The 21052-nt window shown below is 71.7% G+C and carries 14 protein-coding genes; 5 read left to right on the top strand and 9 right to left on the bottom strand.

The genetic code is table 11. The features are described from left to right. The 4 genes from AXW62_RS08735 to AXW62_RS08720 form a co-directional block, all read right to left on the bottom strand. The coding region (locus tag AXW62_RS08735) for a type I polyketide synthase (protein ID WP_252368546.1) at positions 1–3650 on the bottom strand (3650 nt) is incomplete at its 3' end. Positions 3651–3967: 317 nt separating this feature from the next. Continuing rightward, positions 3968–5515 (bottom strand): PH domain-containing protein, encoded by a 1548-nt coding sequence (locus tag AXW62_RS08730; RefSeq protein WP_060943998.1) that lies wholly within the window; start codon positions 5513–5515, stop codon positions 3968–3970. Then, entirely contained in the window at positions 5512–6012 is a 501-nt protein-coding gene (locus AXW62_RS08725; protein ID WP_030836730.1) for a PH domain-containing protein, read from the bottom strand. The genes AXW62_RS08730 and AXW62_RS08725 overlap by 4 nt, the downstream gene beginning before the upstream one ends. A gap of 77 nt (positions 6013–6089) precedes the next feature. Further along, positions 6090–6635: a hypothetical protein gene (locus tag AXW62_RS08720; RefSeq protein ID WP_252368545.1), complete on the bottom strand. Its 546-nt coding sequence runs from the start codon at positions 6633–6635 to the stop codon at positions 6090–6092. Between the two features lie 189 nt (positions 6636–6824). Here AXW62_RS08720 and AXW62_RS08715 point away from each other — a divergent pair, with 189 nt between their 5' ends. Together AXW62_RS08715 and AXW62_RS08710 are read left to right on the top strand one after the other, a co-directional pair. Further along, positions 6825–8069, top strand: a complete 1245-nt coding sequence (locus AXW62_RS08715) for a sensor histidine kinase (protein ID WP_079106144.1) — start codon at positions 6825–6827, stop codon at positions 8067–8069. After that, complete coding sequence (locus tag AXW62_RS08710; RefSeq protein WP_051886463.1) at positions 8062–8712, top strand: response regulator transcription factor; 651 nt, start codon at positions 8062–8064, stop codon at positions 8710–8712. The genes AXW62_RS08715 and AXW62_RS08710 overlap by 8 nt, the downstream gene beginning before the upstream one ends. A gap of 176 nt (positions 8713–8888) precedes the next feature. On the opposite strand, the gene AXW62_RS46625 is transcribed toward AXW62_RS08710, so the two are convergent. The 3 genes from AXW62_RS46625 to AXW62_RS08695 all read right to left on the bottom strand — a co-directional run bounded on the left by AXW62_RS46625 (position 8889) and on the right by AXW62_RS08695 (position 14821). Next, positions 8889–11699, bottom strand: coding sequence for a helix-turn-helix transcriptional regulator (locus tag AXW62_RS46625; RefSeq protein WP_060943995.1), 2811 nt, complete (start codon positions 11697–11699; stop codon positions 8889–8891). A gap of 103 nt (positions 11700–11802) precedes the next feature. Continuing rightward, positions 11803–12564 (bottom strand): thioesterase II family protein, encoded by a 762-nt coding sequence (locus AXW62_RS08700; RefSeq protein ID WP_060943994.1) that lies wholly within the window; start codon positions 12562–12564, stop codon positions 11803–11805. A gap of 154 nt (positions 12565–12718) precedes the next feature. Next, positions 12719–14821 carry an FUSC family protein gene (locus AXW62_RS08695; RefSeq protein WP_060943993.1) on the bottom strand — a complete coding sequence of 701 codons (2103 nt, stop codon included), beginning with the start codon at positions 14819–14821 and terminating at the stop codon, positions 12719–12721. A gap of 466 nt (positions 14822–15287) precedes the next feature. On the opposite strand from AXW62_RS08695, the gene AXW62_RS45580 reads away from it, so the two are divergent. From AXW62_RS45580 to AXW62_RS08685, 3 genes are all read left to right on the top strand, one after another. After that, positions 15288–15764: a hypothetical protein gene (locus tag AXW62_RS45580; RefSeq protein WP_252368544.1), complete on the top strand. Its 477-nt coding sequence runs from the start codon at positions 15288–15290 to the stop codon at positions 15762–15764. A 468-nt stretch (positions 15765–16232) separates the two neighbouring features. Then, complete coding sequence (locus AXW62_RS45575; protein ID WP_252368543.1) at positions 16233–17108, top strand: alpha/beta hydrolase; 876 nt, start codon at positions 16233–16235, stop codon at positions 17106–17108. A gap of 161 nt (positions 17109–17269) precedes the next feature. Further along, a complete protein-coding gene (locus tag AXW62_RS08685; protein WP_060943992.1) occupies positions 17270–17776 on the top strand; it encodes a hypothetical protein in 507 nt (168 codons plus the stop codon). A gap of 16 nt (positions 17777–17792) precedes the next feature. Here AXW62_RS08685 and AXW62_RS08680 read toward each other — a convergent pair whose 3' ends face one another. Both AXW62_RS08680 and AXW62_RS08675 read right to left on the bottom strand, forming a co-directional pair. Further along, entirely contained in the window at positions 17793–18248 is a 456-nt protein-coding gene (locus tag AXW62_RS08680) for a hypothetical protein (protein ID WP_107406247.1), read from the bottom strand. 93 nt (positions 18249–18341) lie between these two features. Further along, positions 18342–21029 carry a type 1 periplasmic-binding domain-containing protein gene (locus AXW62_RS08675; RefSeq protein WP_060943990.1) on the bottom strand — a complete coding sequence of 896 codons (2688 nt, stop codon included), beginning with the start codon at positions 21027–21029 and terminating at the stop codon, positions 18342–18344. Between the last annotated feature and the right edge of the window lie 23 nt (positions 21030–21052).

Here is a 21052-nt window from a genome sequence, read left to right as displayed (position 1 = left end):
AACAAACCCAACTCACCCTCGCCCTCACCCACCGCCAACAGCGACACCACACCCGACACCACCACACCACCCACCGCCGCACGCAGCTCACCCGCCACCCCAGCCCGATCCCCAGCCCCCACCTCAACCACCCGCACATCAACCCCACGCCCCGCCAACCCACGCACCACACCCTCCAACCACACACCACCAGCCCCACCAGCAGCCTCACCAGCAGGCACCACAACCACCCAGCAGCCACCCACCACACCAGCCGCCGACCCCATCCCCACCGGCTTCCACACCACCCGATAACGCCAACCGTCCACCACCGAACGCACCGACTCCTGCCGCCGCCACGACGACAACGCCGGCAACACCTCACCCAGCGAAACCCCCGGATCCACCGCCAACTCCGCCGCCAACGCGGCCACATCCCCACGCTCCACCACATCCCAGAACCGCCCATCGACGGCACCACCCGGCACAACCTCCGCGCCCGGTCCGGCCGGGGCCGGGGCGTTGAGCCAGTACCGCTGGCGCTGGAAGGCGTAGGTGGGCAGGTCGATCGTGCGGGCGCCGGTGGTGGCGTACGGGGCGGCCCAGTCGGCCTTCTTGCCCCGGACGTACGCCAGCGCCACGGCCGCGGTCAGGGTTTCCGCCTCGGGGCGCCCGCCGCGCAGCGCGGGGGCGTACCCGGTGCCGTCGGCGTCGGCGTCGGCGTCGGACAGACAGTCCTGGGCCATGGCGGTGAGCACGGCGTCGGGGCCCAGCTCCAGGAAGGTGGTGGCGCCCTTGTCGGCGAGGGTCCGCACACCGTCGAGGAAGCGGACCGCCGCACGGACATGGTTCACCCAGTACTCGGGCGAGCACAGCTCCTCGGCGGTGGCGACCCGCCCGGTGACGGTGGAGACCACGGGGATGTGCGGCGGCGCGTACTCCAGCACCTGGGCGACGCGCCGGAACTCGGCGAGCATGCCGTCCATGAGCGGGGAGTGGAAGGCGTGGCTCACGGTGAGCCGCTTGGTCTTCCGGCCCCGCGCCTCGAACGCCGCCGCGATCTCCAGCGCCACCTCCTCGGCGCCCGAGACGACGACGGAACGGGGGCCGTTGACGGCGGCGACGCCGATCCGGTCCTCGCGTCCGGCGAGCAGCGGCAGCACCTCGTCCTCGGTGGCCTGGAGGGCCACCATGGCGCCACCGGCGGGCAGTTCGCCCATCAGCCGGCCGCGGGCGGCGACCAGCGCGGCGGCGTCCTCCAGGGACAGCACCCCGGCCACATGGGCCGCGGCGATCTCGCCGATGGAGTGTCCGGCGAGCAGGTCGGGGCGCAGCCCCCAGGACTCGGCGAGGCGGTAGAGCGCGACCTCGACGGCGAACAGGGCGGGCTGGGTGTAGTCGGTGCGGTCGAGGAGGGCGGCCTCGGGGGTGCCCGGCTCGGCGAAGAGCACGTCGAGCAGGGGAAGTTCGAGCTGCTCCTCGAGATACCAGGCGGCGTCGTCGAGGGCTTCGGCGAACACGGGGTAGGTGTCGTAGAGCTCGCGGCCCATGCCGAGGCGCTGGCTGCCCTGCCCGGTGAACAGCAGGGCGAGCTTTCCGGCGGCGGGCGCGCCGCGGACGACGGACGGCCCGTCGCCGCCCTCGGCGAGGGTGCGCAGGGCGGCGAGGAAGCCGTCGCGGTCACCGGCGAGGAGCACGGCGCGCTGTTCGAAGGTGGCGCGGGTGGTGGCCAGGGAGTGGCCGATATCGGTGAGGGCGAGCCCGGGGTCCGCCTCCAGCAGCGCGTGCAGCCGCCGGGCCTGGCCGCGGAGGGCGTCGGGGGTCTTGGCGGAGAGGGCCCAGGGCAGTACGGCGGGGACCCGCCCGGCGGACTCCGCGCTCCCCTCGTCGCCCTGACCGTCGAGCCCGCCCTGGCCACCGAGACCGTCCTGACCACCGAGCCCGTCCAGTCCGTGCTGGACGGCCACCCCCTGCTGACCGTCGGCGGGGGCCGGGGCCTGTTCGATGATGGCGTGGGCGTTGGTGCCGCTCATGCCGAAGGAGGAGACGCCCGCGCGGCGCGGGCGGCCGGTCTCCGGCCAGGGCCGCTCCTCGGTCAGCAGCTGGATGTCACCGGCGGTCCAGTCGACGTGCGGGGTGGGCTCGTCGATGTGCAGGGTGCGCGGCAGGACGCCGTGGCGCATCGCCATGACCAACTTGATGATGCCGCCGACCCCGGCCGCGGACTGGGTGTGGCCGATGTTGGACTTGAGCGAGCCGAGCCACAGCGGCCGGTCGCCGTCCCGCTCCTGCCCGTACGTGGCGAGCAGCGCCTGCGCCTCGATGGGATCGCCGAGGGTCGTGCCGGTGCCGTGTGCCTCCACCACGTCCACCTCACCGGCCGACAGCCCGGCGTTGGCGAGGGCCTGGCGGATGACGCGCTGCTGGGCGGGGCCGCTGGGGGCGGTGAGGCCGTTGCTGGCGCCGTCCTGGTTGATCGCGGTGCCGCGGACGACGGCGAGGACCCGGTGGCCGTGTCTCCGGGCGTCCGAGAGCCGTTCGACGAGCAGCATGCCGACGCCTTCGCCCCAGGCGGTGCCGTCGGCCGCGGCGGCGAACGGCTTGCAGCGGCCGTCGGGGGCGAGTCCGCGCTGGCGGCTGAAGGCGATGAACGAGCCGGGGTTGGCCATGACCGCCGCGCCGCCGGCGAGCGCCATGGTGCACTCGCCCGCGCGCAGCGCCTGGACGGCCAGGTGGAGCGCCACCAGGGAGGAGGAGCAGGCGGTGTCGACGGTGACGGTGGGGCCTTCGAAGCCGAAGGTGTAGGCGATCCGGCCGGAGGCGACGCTGGCGGCGTTGCCGGTGACCAGATAGCCCTCGAAGCCCTGTTCGGCCTCGTGCAGCCGGGGGCCGTAGTCCTGGGCCTCGGCGCCGACGAACACACCGGCCCGGCCGCCCCGGAGGGTGGCGGGGTCGATACCGGCGCGTTCGAAGACCTCCCAGGAGGTCTCCAGCAGCAGCCGCTGCTGCGGATCCATCGCCAGCGCCTCACGCGGCGAAATTCCGAAGAACGCCGGGTCGAACTCATCGGCGTCGTGCAGGAATCCGCCTTCACGGGTATAGCTGCTGCCCGCCCTGTCCGGATCGGGGTCGTAAAGCCCGGCGAGATCCCAGCCCCGGCCCACCGGGAATTCGGAGATGACGTCTTTTCCGCCCGCGACGATTTCCCACAGTTCTTCGGGGGAGTCGACCGAACCGGGGAACCGGCAGCTCATTCCGATAATCGCGATGGGTTCGTCGGCGGCGATCGGGCCCATTGCGGCGTCGGCCGCGGCCGGGCCGGAGCCGTCGCTCTCACCGAGCAGTTCGGCCCGCACATGGCGGGCGAGGTCGGCGGGGGTGGGGTGGTCGAAGGCGAGGGTGACCGGCAGCCGCAGTCCGGTGGCGGCGGTCAGCCGGGCGTGCAGTTCGACCGTGGCGAGGGAGTCGAAGCCCAGGTCGAGGAAGGGGCGCTCGGGGTCGATGACATCCGGCGCCTTGTCCTTGAGGGCCTGTGCGACGATCTCGCCGACCCATGCGGTGAGGGCCTCGGCGCGCTCGGCCTCGGGGAGCCCGGCGAGCCGCTCCCGCCACGGGGACGCTCCGTCGGGGCTCGCGCCCCGCATTTCGGTGTGCTCGGGCGTGAAATCCACGGACTCACTCACCATCGCGCGCCCCATTACCCTCGCAGACATAACACCAAGACCGTACGTCAGCTTTACACAGGGCAGGGCCGCTAGAAACCCCTTCAAACCCCCTATGGACCCCTATCATCCCTGTGGAGTCCCGTATCCGGGGGGTGTCGCGCAAGGGCCACGCTTAATTCACCAGAGTGCATGAGAATTCCGGTGGCGACAAGGATCTCTCGCAAATAAACGCGTCCAGTATTCGGTTGTTTCAGAGGTGGAGGGGCGGCCTTTCGGTCCGCCCCTCCACCTCTCGGGGGATCGCCAGTTGGTCTCGGGGAGGGTCAGCCGCGGTCGGGGGCTCTCTCGATGAACGGGGCCAGCAGCCCCGGTACCGCGGTCTCGGCGAAGGCGATTCCCTGGCCCTCGGTCAGGTCGTGCACGTGGTAGACGCCTTCGCCCGCGGCGGTGGTGGCGCCCACGGTGAGCAGTCCGGCCCGGCGCTGGAAGGGGGTCCGGGAGAACTTCCAGCCGATGATCCCCTCGCGCTGGAGGGCGACGGTGCGGCGGGCGAACGCCCCGGAGGACGCCACCAGATAGTGGCCGCGCAGTCCGTGGCCCAGGGTGCGGTAGGCGGTGAAGGCGAACGCCACCAGGACCACCACCAGCACCACGCCGGTGATCACACCGGTGGTGATGAGCCAGGAACCGAACCACAGGCCCAGCACCACGGGGACGGCCGCGATCAGGACCGACCACATGAGGGCCCGGTTGATCCGGCGCCGCAGGGCCGCCTTGGGGTGCGGGAGCAGGCCCTGGCGCTCGATCAGACCGGGTCCGCCCGGCAGCGCCTGGGCGGCGACCCGCAGCGCCTCACCGCGCGGGGTGGGCGGGGTCAGGCCGCGCCGCCTGCGGTTGTCCTCGCGGTCGCCCAGGCCGCTGGCGACGGCGTTGAGCTTGGCGCCCTTGGCCCAGCGCAGCGGGATGGGCTCGACGAGTTCCAGGCCGCGCAGATGGCGTTCCTCGATGCTCACGGAGCGGGTGGCCAGCAGTCCGCGGCGGATGCGGAGGACTCCGCCGTCCTCGCGGCGCAGTTCGTAGCCGGCCCAGTTCTCGATGAAGGTGGCGGTGGAGCCGGCCATGCCGAGGACGACGATGACGACGACGGCCAGCAGGATGCCGTACCAGAGCGGAATGGTGCCGAAGCGGTGCTCGATGTCCTTGACGATGCCGAGTTCGAGCGGGTTGACCTGGAGTTCGTGGAGCACGCGGAAGGCACTGGCCGCGGCGATGAAGACACCGCCCACGCCCCATACGGTCAGCGGGCCGTAGCGCAGCCAGGACCAGTCCAGCCGGCTGAGGACGCCGTCGCTGTCGGCCACCGGCCGGGCCCGTCCGGCGTCGCGCAGGGCGATGATCCGGCGGCGCAGTTCGAGGGCCTCGGCCTTGGTGATGCCGTCGAGGGAGAGCCGGCGGCCGGCGTCGGCGCTCTGCTCCCCGCTGTCGATCCGCAGGGTGGTGAGGCCGAAGATCCGGTGGACCGGGTTGGCGGTGAGGTCCACGCCGCGGATCCGCCCGATCGGGACCGAGCGACGGCTGCGGAAGAGCAGACCGGAGTGGAGTTCGAACCGGTCCTCGGTGAGCCGGTAGCGGGTGGTGAACAGCCGCATCAGCCCGATGCCGCTGATGACCAGGAGGGTCACGAACAGCGAGCCGAGCGTGATGATGACCTGGAGGTTGGCCTCGCCGCCGGTGATCGCGAGGCTGGCCAGGAACATGGCCACCGGTGCGGCCAGGATGGAGAGGTTGACCAGGAGCAGCCGGCCGTTGAGCCGCCCCCAGTCGTGGTCGGCCGCGTGGGACGGCGACCGCACGGAGGTGTCGGACGTCATGTGGCGTCTCCCGGGACGGCCTGGGTGCACTTGGCCAGGTACTCGACCAGATCACTGGCCAGTTGGTGGTCGATGCCCTTGATCTTCACGGCGGCCGAGGAGGAGGCGGTGGTCACGGTGACTCCGGAGAGCCCGAACATCTGCTGGAGCGGGCCGCGCAGGGTGTCCACCGTCTGGACCCGGGACAGCGGAACGACCCGCCACTGCTGCCAGAGCCATCCGGAGGCCGCGTAGACCGCCTCGTTGGTGGCCTCCCAGCGGTGCACCCGGTAGCGCCAGGCCGGCATGACGGCCATGTAGAGCAGCCCGGGGACGAGCGAGATCAGCGTGGCCCACATGAAGAACTCGCGGGTGGGCGGGATGGAGGCCCACAGGATCCCGAAGGTGAGCGGCAGGGGCAGGGCGAAGACGGCGGACTGCAGAGTCCACCAGCCGATGGCGCGGCGGTCGACCCGGTGCCGAGGCGGTCGGAGCCTCAGGTTGTCATGGCGTTCCACTGGTTCACCCTGCTCTTGCGTCAGACGGGTGCCGGGTCCGGCCCGGCGGGGGTTGATGGACTATGAAACCAGGCGGTTCAGACCGACGCACCGGTGGCGCTCTGCTGCGGCAGCCGGCCGCCGCCCGTTCCCTGGGCGTTCAGCTTGCGCATCTTGGCCAGCAGGACGGCGGTGCGGGTCAGCACCATGGCCAGCGACATGAAGACGAACGCGTTGGCGTAGGTGTCCTGGCCGCTGATCTTGTAGTCGATGGAGAACTTGACCAGGTCCATGGTGAACCAGTGCTCGGCGCCGTAGGCGAAGAGGATGCGTCCGCTGGACAGGACGATCCACACCAGGGCGTAGCCGATGCCACCGATGGTGTACAGCTCACCGGATGTGGCGTCCCGGTAGGCGGGCAGCAGCACTCCGGCGATCAGACCGCAGATGACACCGGTGCCGACGCCCACGAGCTGCAGGGACAGGTCGTTGCCCTTGGTCGGGAAGGAATCGACGAAGATCGCGATGACCACGGCGACGGCGATGACCGAGCGCACCATCCGCATCGTGGTGATGCGGCGGCGGCCGATATCGGTCGCCAGGATGATGATCAGGATCGTGCCACTGGCGATCAGTGCGGACATGAACTGGCTCATCTGTGGCATATGCGACGTTCTCCAAGCCAAGGGATGATGTGCGTCCGGTGCGACGGCTTTCCGTCCCACCCAGCTCAACGCTAGGAGCGGACCGATCGCCGCGAGACGACTGAACGGTGGGTTCTGACTGTCAACCGTCCGGTGGACACGGTGGACACGCGTGGTAGTACTGAGGCCGTGCGCAATCACTCTCCGGGGGAGGGCTCGCCGACCGGGGCGTACTACGGTCCGGAGTCCGGTACCCGCTGGTTCGGCCTGTGGGACGGCTTCTTCGCCGTCTCCTATCTCGTCACGGCGATCCTGCTCTTCCTCTCCAGCGACTCCCAGGTCAACGGCTCCGTCCCGATCGCGGCGCTGACGCTGATGGTGCCCTGGTACGCGGCGGTCGGCCGGTCGCTGATGATCGAGGACGTCCACGGTCCGCGGAACCTGGTTTTCGCGGCGGGCCTGGTGACCCTGTTCTGCGTCACCACGGCGTTCAACCTGATCGGCGCGTTCGCGCTGTTCGCGGTCATCCCGATGCTCATCATGAGCCTGCCGATGGGCTCGGCGGTGGCGCTGGCCACGGTGGCCAACCTGTGTCCCGTGCTGGTGGTCGCGTTCATCGGCGAGGAACTGGGGCTGAGCGTCTGGGGCGTGCTGCCCGTCTCGCTGCTGAGCATCGCGCTGTCGGTGCTGCTGGGGATGTGGATCAAGCGGGTGGTGCGGCAGAGCAAGGAGCGCGGGCAGCTCATCGAGGAGTTGCGGCACAGCCGGGAGCGGGTGGCCCGGCTCTCCCACGAGGCCGGTATCTCCGCCGAGCGCGAGCGGCTGGCCCGGGAGATCCACGACACCCTGGCGCAGGGTCTGACCAGCATCATCAGCCTGGTACAGGCGGCCGAGTCGGAGGTGCGCGACGCTCCCGACCAGGCGGTGAACCATCTGTCGCTGGCCGGCCGGGTGGCCAAGGAGTCGCTCGCCGAGGCCCGTGACTTCGTGGCCGCCCTCACCCCGCCCGCGCTGCGCGGCGGTTCGCTCACCCAGGCGGTGCGCCGCCAGGCGGAGGGCCTGATCGCCGAGACCGGCCTGGAGGTGCGGTGTTCGGTGAGGGGCGAGGAGAAGCCGCTGCCGATGGCGGTGAGCGTGGTGCTGCTGCGCACGGTGCAGGAGGCCATCGCCAATGTGCGCAAGCACGCCCGGCGGGCCCGTACGGTGGATGTGATCGTGGTCTTCGACCAGGGCGGGGTGCGGCTGCTGGTCCGCGACGACGGCGAGGGGTTCACCCCGGACGGTACGCAGGAAGGCTACGGGCTGCGCGGAATGCAGGCCCGGGTGGAGGAGATCGACGGGGTGGCGTCCGTCACCAGCAGCCCCGGACGGGGCACCACCGTGGAGGTGAGCGTGCCGGTGACGGCGCTGACCGGGGAGGCAGTGAATGGCTGAGCCAACGGCGAGCGGCCGGAGCGGTCCGATCAGGGTCCTGCTGGCCGATGACCATCCCGTGGTGCGGGAGGGGCTGAGCGCCATGCTGGAGTCGGCCGACGGGATCACAGTGGTCGGCCAGGCCGGTTCCGGTGAGGAGGCGGTGGTCCAGGCGGTCGCGCTGCGGCCGGACATCACCCTGCTGGACCTGCGCATGGGCGGTATGGACGGGGTCGAGGCCACCGGGCAGATCCTGCGGCAGGTGCCGGGCTGCAAGGTGGTCATCGTGACCACGTACGAGGACGACTCCGACATTCTGCGCGCGGTGGAGGCGGGCGCCGCGGGCTATCTGCTCAAGGGCAGTTCGCGTCAGGAGCTGATCGACGCGGTGCAGACGGCGGCGCGCGGCGAGACGGTGCTCACCCCGTCCCTGGCGGGCAAGCTCTTCCGCACCCGGGTGGCCGAACCGTCCCCGCTGTCCGGCCGTGAGCGCGAGGTGCTGCGGCTGGTCGGCCGAGGGCTGACGAACGCGGAGATCGGCGCGCAGCTGTTCGTCAGCGAGGCCACGGTCAAGACGCATCTGCTGCGCTCGTACCGCAAGCTCGGCGTCTCCGACCGCACGGCGGCGGTGATGACGGCCATGGAACGCGGTCTGCTCTCCTGACCGCGGCTTGACGACGCCGTCGCCGTGGCCGAACGCCGCCTTGCGGACACAACGCCGCGTTCCGTGCGGCGAACGGCGCGCTCCCCGCGGCCAACGGCACGTTCCGTGCGGCACACGCCGCGTCCCCCCCGCGGCACACGGCGCGCTCCCCGCGGCACTCGGTGGCCGACGGGCCCTCACACCGTCCCGGTCAGGCTGCTGTCCGAGAGTTTCGCGGGCAGGTCGCGGCGCCGCTTGACGTTCAGCTTGCGGTAGATGCGGGTCAGGTGCTGCTCCACGGTGCTGACGGTGACGAACAGCTTGGAGGCGATCTCCCGGTTGGTGTTGCCGTGCGCGGCCAGCACCGCGATCCGCACCTCCGCCTCGGTCAGGGCCTCCACATCGCGCTGCGGCTCGCTCCCCTGGCCCGGCTGGGCGGCGGCCGCGGCGAACTCGCCGCTGTCCGCGTGCCGCGGCATCAGCTCCCGGCACAGCGGATCGGCGCCGCAGGTCTTCGCCACGTGCCAGGCCTTGCGGACGAACACCCGCCCCCGGTTGAAGTCGCCCAATGAGCGGTAGGCGCGGCCGAGTTCACCGAGCGCGCCGGCCAGCTGGACGCGGTCGTCGCCGCCCTCCAGGATCTCGACGGCCTCCTTGAGCCGGGGCACCCGGCGCTTGAGCTCGTCGGTGCGGGCCAGGACGACCAGCAGGGCGCCGCGCAGCCGGGCGTCGTCCGGGCCGCGCCGCAGCTGCTCCTCGGCCAGCGCGCGGGCACGCCCCGGATCGCCGAGGGCGAGCCAGGTCTCGGCGGCGTCCAGCCGCCAGGGGATGAGCAGGGGCATGTCCATCCGCCAGGTGTCCATCAGCTCACCGGCGGTCGTGAAGTCGCCGAGCGCGGCGTGGTAACGGCCGGTGGCCAGATGGCAGCGGCCCCTGGCCCGCAGGTAGAACAGCCCGGGGAGGGTCCGGAAGAGCTCGTCGGGCAGCGGCTGTTCGAGCAGCGCCATGGCCTCGTCGTAGTGGCCCATCCCGGTCTCGGCCTGGATCAGGGTGGACAGCGGCAGTCCCAGCCCCACGCCCCAGCCCTGGACCGGGATCCGCGCCATCGCGGTGCGCGCCTGGTTCGCGGCGACCTGGAGATCGCCCTGGCGCAGCGCGATCTCGGCCCGTACCGCGGACAGCAGCGCCTGCCAGCTGGGGACGCGGCGGGAGGCGCATTCGCCCAGCAGCCGCTCGCACCAGGACAGGGCGAGGTCGAGCCGGCCGGCCAGGACCAGCGCCAGCAGCGCGACGACCAGCGGCTGGAGGGTGCTGTCGCTCAGGTGGTAGCGCTGGAGGGCGCGTTCGGCCTCGATGACGGCCCGGTCGGCCTGGCCGTCGGTGAGCGCGGCGGACATGGTGGCCGCGGCGTGGGCGTGGGCCAGGCCGGCCGGGTCGCGCGGGGCGCCGGTGGCCGCCGCGCCGCCGGCCCCGACGGTGGGGAGGCGGTCGCGCAGCGGCGGGCTGAGCATCGTCAGCCACTGGGCGGCGGCGGAGACGGCGGCGGTCGTCGCGGGGTCGTCGCCGGTGCCGGCCGTGCGGGCCAGGGCGCTGACACCGTCGGCCGCCGCGTCCAGCCGTCCCGACCAGGCGAGGTAGGAGGTGATCGGGGCGATGTCGCGCGGGGCGAGCAGGCCCTTCCGCGCGTCCTCGGTGAGCTCCGGCAGATGGCTTTCGGCGGCGGCCGGGCCGTTCCGCCAGGCGACGCCGGCCAGCCGGGCCTTGAGCGCGGTGCGCTCGGGGCCGGGCTCGCAGGCGCGGTGGGCGTGTTCCAGGCAGCGGAGCGCGAACTCCAGCTCCTCGTCGACCAGGGCGAACTCGGCGGCCTCGCGCAGCACCGGGACGGTCCAGCGTTCGGCGTCCTGGCGGGCGGAGACCAGCTGGCGGGCGACGTCGAGGGCGGAGGCGCCGTCGGTGTGCAGCAGCCGGGCGGCGCGGGCGTGCAGGGCGCAGCGGGCGGCCGGGGGGATCGCGTCGAGCACCGCGGTGCGGGCCACCTCGTCGCGGAAGGCGTTGTGTTCCAGCAGGGCGCACTGGTGCAGGTCCTGGACGCCCTGCTGGACCGTGTTGACGCTCAGGTCCAGGAGCTGGCCCAGCAGGCGCGGGGAGCGGGCGTCGCCCAGGACGGCGATCCCGCGGGCGATCGGCACCACCTCGGGCTCGCCCCGGTGCAGACAGCCGAGGACGGCGTGGGCGAACGCCTCACCGGGCGCGGGGCGCTGAAGGGCTTCGCCGTGCTCGCCGAGGGTCCGCCAGTCCTCCAGCAGGGCGCGCAGCAGCAGCGGGTTGCCGCCGGAGACGCGGTGGCATTCGGGGGCCAGGCGGGCGGCGACGGTGGTGGACATCGAGCCGGCCAGCGCCTCGGCGACACCCGCCTCGGTGAGCATGTGCAGCCGCATGCGGACGCAGTTGGGCTGGCGGAGCAGTTCGGCGTGGAAGGTGAACTGTTCCTGGCGGAGCCGGGGGGATTCGGTGAGGACGATGAGAACCTTCGCCTGACGCACCCGGCGGGCCAGATGGAGCAGGAATTCCAGGGACTGGTCGTCACCGCAGTGCACATCGTCGACGAGGACGACAAGAGTGCGATCGTCGACCATTCGCAGCAGTACCGAGGAAATCTGGGACATCACGTGCATGCGTCCCGCGGCGGTGCTTTCCAGTGCGTTCCCGTCAAGCAGCGCGATCGCTTCGGATCGCACATCGGGGGGCATCGCGGCGTTGTCGAAAATCTTGCGCAGAATTCCGAAGGGAAGGTCGCTCTCGGCGCGCGAACCGGTCGCTTCCAGGAGCAACGCGCCATTTTCGATGACCTGTTCGGCAAAGGTGTTCAGCAGCGTGGTCTTCCCACTGGCCACCGCACCGCTGACAAGAGCCAGCCGGCCGCGGCCCTGCGTCGCACCGCGAAGCATTTCGCGCAGCGCCGACAGGTGGTTCTCCCACTCGAAGAGGTTCGCAGGCAAAGAATTCATCCCCCGAGGAACGCCACCTGGTGCCCCCTGACGGACCGCCGGGTACATCGGGCGTGGCGCGCGGTGTTTTCCAGTGCGTCGGCTAGGTTTCGAAGCGGTCGGCTCAGGGTCTCGGCCCCGAAAGCGCCTCCGCGACGAGGCTCATGATCTGCTCTTGATGTCCGGCCAGGAAGAAATGGCCGCCCGGGAACACCCGGATGTCGAACGCCCCGGTGGTGTGCGACCGCCACGCGGTGGCCTCCTCGAGGCTGGTCCTGGGGTCGTTGTCGCCGGTCAGCACGGTGATCGGGGTGCGGACGGCGGCGCCGGGCGCACAACGGTAGGTCTCGATCGCCTTGTAGTCACCGCGAATCGCCGGCATCGCCATGCGCAGAATCTCCTCATTTCCGAGGACGCGCGCATCGGTGCCGCTCAGCAGCTTCATCTCGCGTACGACACCGTCGTCATCACGCCGGTGCACATTCTCCTCGCGGTAACAGGACGGCGCCCGGCGGCCCGAGGCGAAGAGGGCGAGCGCGGAGAACTCCGCGTCGGCCTCCTCCAGCCGGCGGGTCACCTCGAACGCGAGAACCGCGCCCATGCTGTGCCCGAAGAAGACCAGCGGGAGATCGAGCCAGGGCTTCAACTCCGCGGCGATGGTGTCGGCGTACTCACCGATGTTCTCGATCAGCGCGTCCTGCCGCCGGTCCTGACGCCCCGGATACTGCACGCACAGGACATCGGCGGACGAGGAAAGCGTTTGGGACATCGGGAAGAAGAACGACGCGGAACCCCCGGCATGCGGCAAACAGACCAGCCGGGCGCGGCTGCCGGGCGCCGGATGGAATCGTCGTATCCAGACGCTGTCTTCTCGCTGTGCACCCATGCGTTGGGAAAGTCTTTCACTCATCGGGCAATCCGTGGGGGGACAGGCAGGGCAGCCTCCCGGCGAAGCATCCCAGGACGCGCCGGAACAGCACTGCCCCCTCATGACTAACACGACCAATGATGTAGGGGGCACCCCTAGTTTAGGGGGATCCTCATTGACTGGGGCCTCGGGGCGTGCGCCGCTGCCGCGCGCTCTTGCCGAGCGCCTCCGCCAGATCGTCCAGGGCGTCCTGGAGTTGACCGGCCCCGCGCAGCGCCACCCCCGGGCGGTCCCCGGCCTTCCGCTGCCACCGCTCCAGCGACCGGCGCACCGCCTCCCAGTCCAGCGGCTGCCGCTCCCGCACCGCCTCGACCGCCTTCGGCAGCGCCTGCCGCAGCGCCGCGGCGAAGTCCGCGGCCTCCTCGGACGGCGCCGCGTCACGCTCCGGCAGATGCGCCTCGAGCAACATGACGACCCGTCCCATCGTGGACAGCGCCGTCTGCGCCGCCCGTGCCGCGTGCCGGGACAGTCCGCGGTGGCGCACCGGTTCCCGGTGGGCCTGTGCCTCGCTCCGCTCCCAGGCCGCCCGCGCCGCGCGGGCGTCCAGCAGGGCGTCCCGCACCTGGCGGGGCCGGCGGTCGGCGGGGCGGGCGTAGGCGTCGAAGACGGCGGTGGCGAAGGAGCCGTTCGCGGCCAGCCAGTCCGCGAGCCGGTCCCGCAGCCGTGGCGTCTCCCAGGCGGGGAAGACCGCGTACGCGGCCATCGCGATCACCCCGCCGAGCAGCGTCAGCGCCACCCGCGCCTGGACGGTCTGCGCCCACGCCTCGCCCGGGATGCTGAGCAGGAAGACGACATAGGCGCTCACGCACGCGGAGGTGACGATGAAACCGGTGCGCAGCAGCAGGTACATCGACAGGACGCACAGCACCGCCAGTACGGCGCTCAGGTACGGGCCGGGGTGGACCAGCGCCACCAGCCCGCCGCCGACCAGCACCCCCGCTAGGGTGCCCAGGAAGCGGGCGATGCCGCGGGAGTAGGTCTGGGCGAAGTCCGGCCGCAGGACCATCGTGGAGGTCAGCGGCGCCCAGTAGGCGTGCCCCAGCGGCAGAGCCGTGCTCAGCAGATAGCCGCTGGTGGCGACCGCGCACAGGCGCACCGCGTGGCGCAGCACCGGCGAGGACCAGCGGGCCTCGCGGCGGATGGCGCGCAGCGCCGCGGCCACGGTGCCCGGGATACCGGGGCGGGGCAGGAAGCGGTGGACCGTCCGGCCCTCGGCGGACACCTCCTCCACCGGCTCCTCGGACGCCTCCACCACGTCCGCCACCAGGGAGATGAGCCGCAGCGCGGCGCGGCGGGCGGGGCCGCTCAGCTTGGGGCCCTCCTCCGGCACCTGCAGGACGGACATCGCGTCGGAGGGCACCCGCACCGGTCTGCCGTGGCGGATGGCGTGGGCCACGGCGTCCAGGACGGTGCCGGTGGCGGCCAGCAGTTCCCGCACCCGGTCGCGCTCCGGCCCCTCCTCGGGGGCACCGACGACCGGGTCGGCGAGCGAGGCGAGCACCGGGCGGATCCGTTCGGCCAGCAGCCGGTAGCCCCGCAGCTGGCGCGGGCGCCGCCGGGCCTGACGAGGGGTGAGGGCGGCCGCGCTGCGGGCCTCCATCAGCGGCTTGGGGTCGAACGGCGCCATCGGGTCGTGGCGCAGTCTGCGGGCGTAGTCCGCGACGGCGGCGAGCGCGTCCGCGAGGGCGTCGCGCTGTACGCCCCAGGGCCGCACCGGGAAGAGCACGATCAGCAGGGCCTGCACCACACCGCCGAGCCCGATCAGCAGGGCGTGCCCCAGTGCGCCCAGGACCGAGGTCGGGAGGGTGACCGTGACCAGCATGACGGCCACCATCTGCGTGGAGACCAGCCCGGAGACCGGGCCGACCGCCCAGGACATGCCCGTCAGCAGCGTCCAGACGGCGAGCATGAGGACGAAGGTGGCGGTGTGGCTGGCGGCCAGGTAGCCGAGGAAGGTGCTCACCGCGAGCCCGGCCGCGGCGGCCAGCGCCAGCCAGGGGCGGGGCCGCCAGCTGCGCTGGAAGGTGGCGATCCCGGCGGAGAAGGCGCCGAAGGCCGCCGAGACGGCGAGCGTCGGCGAGCCGAGCCACAGCGCCATCCCGATGATGAGCGCGACACCGCAGGCGCCGCGGATCGCCACCAGCGGTTCGGTCCTGGTGCGCTCGATGGCGAGTCCTGTGCGGGCGGTCTCCTTCAACGCGTGCGACCAGGTCATACGGCGAGACTACGGGGTGGCCCCAGGAGAACTGAACCAACCGTTCCGGACCCGCCTCGGTAACGCCCGCCACATCCCTGCCACCCGCTCACCCGCCGCGGCCCGGCCCTTCCGCAACGGGTCACCTGTCGACGCGCCGCCGCAGCAAAGCGGCGATGCCCCAACGGCATGGTCGAGGACTCACGGCGGTCCAGGCGGACGGCTGGCCCCTCATCTTTGGACCACGACGGGCCGCGCCCGGAAATGCGGCCCGGCTTGTGAGTACGTGTACTCATGAGCCGCCGTATTGTTCCCTCTAGCCTGGCCGCGACTGATGAGGGTGATGCGCGGCTCAAGCGTGGTGGAGGGGGAAGATGAGTTCGTTTCGAGGAGGAACGGGCGCGACTCAAGGGCGGCGCCACGAGCGGGCCCGGGATGCGGCTGGCGGGCGCCGTGCACGGCGGCGGCGGGGAAAGTGACCTGAGCCATGGACATCGAGGCGCTGAAGACGCTCAAGCTGCACGAGTTCGAGGACCAGGCGACCGGCTACCGCTCGGTCAGCGACATGGCGAGTCAGGCGAAGGACGCGCTGGAGCAGCGGATCACCATCCAGATGCGGAAAGCGCTGAAAGGTGAGGCGGTCGATGCCGCGGTCGTCCAACTGCGCGCGGTGGCGGAAAACTTTCATTACGTGCAGGTCGAGTGCGGTCTGGTCGCCACAGCCCTGAACGCCTTCGCGGCGGACATGCGCCCGGCGCAGGACAAACTGAAGCGGGCGCTGTCGGAGGCGGCCGAGCACACGTTCACGGTGGGCGCCGATGGCTCTGTGGCCTATCCGGCAGCCGGTGAGAACCCGGGCGGCTCCCCGCCGCAGCCCGGTTCGGCCAGCGCACCCTGTCCGAACAGGTCCGGGCGATCCAGCGCCAGGCGGGCAACTTCGACCCGAACCCGAACTACGCGATAGCCCAGGGTATCGCCAACCGCATCGCGGAGGCTCTGAAGGAGGCCACGGACGCGGACCAGAAGTGGGCGCCGCAGCTGCGCAAGCTCAAGGCGGACGACGACCTGGTCGTGTCCGCCGAGGACTGGGCAGATGCGGGGAAGGACACGGAGGGCGTCCGCAGGGTGGGCCGGGACTATCTGGACTCCCTGCCGCAGCCCCCGAAGGACGGCAGCCCGAAAGCCAACGCGGACTGGTGGAAGGGGCTCGACCCCGAACAGCAGGCGGCCTGGACCGCGCTCCAGCCGAACACCGTCGGCGGGCTCGATGGCCTGCCCGCCACGGCTCGGGACGAGGCCAACCGTATCGTCCTCGACGAGAAGCGGGGCCAGTACCGGACGGAGCTGAACGGGATCCCCAAGCCGCCCGCGAACGAGTGGACATGGATCACCGCCGGCATGTTTATCCTCCAAGGTACACACCGACGAGTGGATGGAGTGGGACAAGAAGTACGGCGACCAGTACCGGCACCTGAAGTCGTCCCTCAAAGGCATGAACGCCATCCAGACCCGGTTCGACCAGACCGGCGTGGGCGGCTTGCCCGAGGCGTATCTGCTCGGCTTCAGTCCGGAGGGCAACGGCCGGGCCATCGTGGCCAACGGCAACCCGGACACCGCTCGGCACCAGGCCGTATACGTGCCCGGCACGACGTCGAACCTGGGCAGTATCGGGGGCAACGTCGACCGGATGACCGAGCTGTGGCGCCAGACACAGCAGGCGACATCGAATGCCTCCGTGTCGACCATCACCTGGCTCGGCTACGACGCCCCGCAGAGCATCGTCAAAGATGCCCCGTTCGAGCACTACGCCTACGACGGAGCGCCCGCTTATCGGAAGTTCCTGGACGGTCTCGACGCCTCGTACAGTGGTTCCAGCGAGCCGCACCGCACGGCCATCGGGCACTCCTACGGCACCACCCTCATCGGGGCAGCGGCCCAGACAGGCGACCTCAATGCGGATGATGTGATCTTCGCCGGGAGCCCAGGGGTGAAGGTGGGGTCGGCCGATGAGATGGACGTTCCGAAGGGGCACGTGTGGAACGAGGAAGCGGACGGGGACAAGGTCCCGGACATCGGCCGCTGGGGTCACGGCGGCAGTCAGTGGAAGATGGGCGGCGGCGTATTCCTCATCCCCAGCGACGATGCCTTCGGCGCGCACCAGATGAACACGCACGCTGAGGGCAGTGGCCCCCAGGCGACCACGGGAGCGGAGGGTCACAGTGAGTACTGGGAGAAGGGCACGACCGCGCTGAAGAACCAGGCTCTGGTCGTGGTCGGGGAGTACGGCGACGTCACCGCTCCCCGGTAACGAACCCCACCCAGGCGTGCAAACACCCACCCCCATCGGCCTGCCGGACAACACCAAGGACTCGCATGCTCCGCGCACCGCTTCCCACCGCTCATCGGCGTCGCCCGGGGCGTGCCGTGTTCCCTCTGGTGTTGACCGGCCTTCTTCTCAGTGGATGCGGCATGACCAACGACGACACCCCCGAATCTCCCACCACCAACACCAGCGAGTCGGGCGACTCGGCGTCGGGGATTCCCCACGCGGGCACGGCCGGCACCGACGAGGCGGTCGCCGCCGTGAAAGCGGTCTCCAGCCAGATCTACGACTTCCTCGGGGTGCCCGGTACGGCGTCCCAGGCGGGGCCCGGTGTCAAGGCGTGTTCCGGCAAGGACCCGGACACGTACTTCCAGGTCTACCACCCGTGGAACTTCACGCCCGAGTCCGGCGCGGACAACGACGTCGCCATGGAGAACCTCAAGGAGAAACTCGGTACGGGCGATTGGGTGATCAAGAGTTCTTACCGCGACAACAGTGCGAACAAGAACCTCAATGTCGTCGCGGACAACGACGCCAAGAAGATGAGTGTCTGGATCGTCGGGTACAGCAAGCGGGACACCCCGAGCATCGGCATCGAGGTCACCTCGGGCTGCTACCGGGTCCCCGAAGGACAGACGATCCAGCACTCCTAGCCGCGCCCCGGCGGGATCAGTCCCCGGGGGCGCAGTCCACGTCGAGGAGCTGGAGCGGCCGACTGCCGTCGAGGTCCACGTACGCGGTGAAGGCCGCGGTTCGCGGCGACTGGGACCAGTGGGTGGTGATGGTCGCCCAGCCGACCCGCGCGGACTGGGCGGTGGTCACCTCGCCGACCTCGATGTCCCGCGGCTCGTTCTGCGCGCACAGCAGCAGGTCGTAGCCGGGTGTCTGGGCGATCCGCTCCTTGAGCCGGTCCGAGACCAGGTGCTCGCGCTCCCAGGGGCGCGGGCCGTGGTTGCCGTAGAAGCCCTCCAGGAAGTGGTGGATCTCCTCGGCGGTGTAGCGGTCGTTGGGGTCGGTCCGGTCGGTGGCCGAGGCGGGCGCCCCGGCGGCCAGGGCGGCTGCGATGCCGAGCGCGGCCACACAGCCTCCGGCCGCCGCGACACGGGAACGAAGCATACGAAGCATGGCAAATCCCCCGGTGTGTAGATGTGCGGTGATGAATCGCTCTTTAAGCGGTCGCACACCCGAGAAGACCTTTCAGCCGCCCGAATGGTTGCCTCAGCTGTCGCGGGGACACCGAAACTCGCCGTGCGGACCCCAGCGCGTGATCCGCCCCGCCGGATTCTGGGTGAACGCGCCGCAGTACAGCACCGGCTCCGAGCCCCGGTCGGTGTGGTGCAGGACGATCACCGGTTTGTCCCGGGGCACCGAACGGCCCCGCCCGACGTCCAGATAGCCGCTGGCCCCCTGCTTCCGGATGCCGTTGTCGAGGCCGATCTGCACATTGGAGCGCTCCACGTCGTGGGTGCTGCGGTACGCCCGGTTGGCCGCCTCGGCCATCAGCTGCATCGCGTCGTGGGCCAGGGCGGCCCGTCCGTCGTCGCGCCACAGGTCGTGGGAGCCGAAGCGCCGGGCGTAGTCGGCGTTGAACTTCTTGGCGATGTCGCTCAGCCGCGGATGGCCCGCGGGCAGCACATGGACGGTGTGGTACAGCCGCAGCCAGGGCCGGTCCGCGTACTCACCGGCGAGGGCGGCGGTGGTGAGGTCGTTGCCGCCGAGCACCGTCAGGCTTCTGCCCTCGCACGCGGTGTTGTCCTCGAAGTCGTCGAGGAACGCGCTGAACTGGAGTGCGCGGGAGGCCCAGTAGACGACCGTACGGGGGTTGCCGCTGATCCGCTCGCACACCGCGTCGGCCAGATCGCTGATGCTGTCCGTGCGGGCGACACCGTCCTCCCCCGGGCCCTGGGCGCCCCCGTCGGCCCGGCCGCCGGGGGTGTATTCCAGGGTGAAGGGCCGGGCGCCGAACCGCTCGGCGAACAGCGTCCCCACCTCGTCGCTGTACAGGTCCCGGGGGTCCTTGACGACCACGGCGGCGGCGGCCGGGGAGCACTTCCCGGTGCCGTCGTCCATGATGTTGCCCCGGCGGGCGAAGCCGGCCTCGACCGCCGCCTCACGGCTGTTGGTGGGCGCCACCCGGCGGTAGTACCCGTCCACCTGCATCAGATCGGCGGTGGCCGTGGTGCCGACGACGGGGATCTGCGCCCGGCCCAGGATCCGCACGGCCTCCTGGGTCTGCCTCAGACTCTTGGAGAAGCCCACCACACCGATGATCCCGGACCCCTTCTTCCGGGCGTCCTCGGCGACCCGGCGGGCGATGCGGGGCGCGTCCGCGAAGTCCTGGCCCGCGTTACGGCTGTCCACGCGCAGCCACACCTTCTGGGAGTCGTTGCGCGCCTCGTCGTTCAACGCCCGCTGGGCCAGTGCGATACCGCGCAGCTCGGGCACGGCCGCGTTGTACCGCTGCCCCTCCTGGTCGGCGGCCACGTCCGAGCCGATGTGCACCACCGTACGGGCCGTGCCGTGGTGGTCCGCGACCGCGCGGTCCACCCGCGCGTTCTCCTCGCGGATCAGCCGCCGGGCGTCCTGGTAGCTCTTCCGCGGCGAGTCCGCGCTCAGCTCGGGCCGGGCGGCGACGACCTCGCTGGACGCCCCGCCCAGACAGGAGCGGTCCGGCTCGTCCGGGACCCGGTCCAGCAGCCATCCGCCCAGCCCGCTCAGCACGGCCGCCACCAGCACTCCGGTCAGGGTCAGCTCGGCGACCGGGCCGAGCCGGAACGTGGGCGGCGAGACGGCGTCCGGCTCCAGCGCCTCCGACTCCGGCGCCGGCTCGGGCAGCACGGCCCGCAGCGGCCCCGGCGCACGCTGCGGCACCCCGCTCGCACCCCGCAGCCTGGCCGCCGCACGGCCCAGCCCACCGCGCTCTCCCTCGGCCGCCCCGCCCGCCGGGACGACGGCCACCACCACGGCCGCGGCGCACCGAGTGTCCCGGGCCGCGGCCCCGTACCGCTCCAGGAAGCGCTCCCCGGCCGCCGCGCCGCCCGCGTCCTCCGGAAGCTCCAGCAGGAAGACGCACCGGGTGCGCCGCCGGCGCCGCCACGGCGAGATCCGGCCCGGCCGCGCCACCCGCCGCAGATCCGCCAGCAGCGCCCGCAGCAGCAGCTCCTCGAACCTGCCGACCGCCGCCGCCCGGTCCCGTCCGCGCTCGGCGCGCAGCAGCCGCGCGACGTTCTCGAAGAACTCCTCGGCGGTGCGGCCGTGGCTGATGCCCCGCCAGTCGGCGTACCAGCCGCGGCGGGTGGAGCGCAGCAGCCGACGGGTGCGGCGGCGCCCCCACCACCAGCGCGGCAGCGACTGGAAGACGGGGCGCACCAGCAGCCGGCGCAGTTCCGCGACCCAGCCCGGCCCCGCGGTGCCGCCACCGTCGCCGCCCTCCCCGCCGAGCGTCCACAGCGCCCCCAGCAGCGGCCCCCGGGCGATCCGGCGCGCGTAGCAGTGGTCCCGCAGCGCGGTGCCGTCCGGTTCGGGGGCCCGCGGGTCCAGCGCTTGCTCGACGATGTCCCGCATCAGGTGGAAGTCGGGGACCCGCAGTCCGCCGGTGCGGCGGGGCACATCGACGCACAGCTCCTCGCCGAGGGCCAGGGTCAGCGGCCGCCGCCCCGCGGCCTCGCGGATCTCATCGGGGCCGAGCGCCGCGTACGGCACCCGCTTGGCGCCGTCGGGACGCAGGACCTCGAGCAGCCCCCGCATCACCTGATGGGCGCGGACCGCCGCCCGCTCGCCCTCGGCGAGCAGCAGCACGGGCGGCAGCAGATCCCGCAATGTGGCCTTCCGGTCCCGGGGCAGCACAGCGCCCTTGAACGCCTCGATGAACTCCTCGGCCCCTTCTCCTGCCGTGAACCCAGGCATGCCGCTCCCCCGTTCCCCCGCCC

This window comes from Streptomyces hygroscopicus subsp. hygroscopicus, from assembly GCF_001553455.1.
Lineage (GTDB): Bacteria > Actinomycetota > Actinomycetes > Streptomycetales > Streptomycetaceae > Streptomyces > Streptomyces hygroscopicus.
This window is presented reverse-complemented; position numbering and strand designations above follow the sequence as displayed.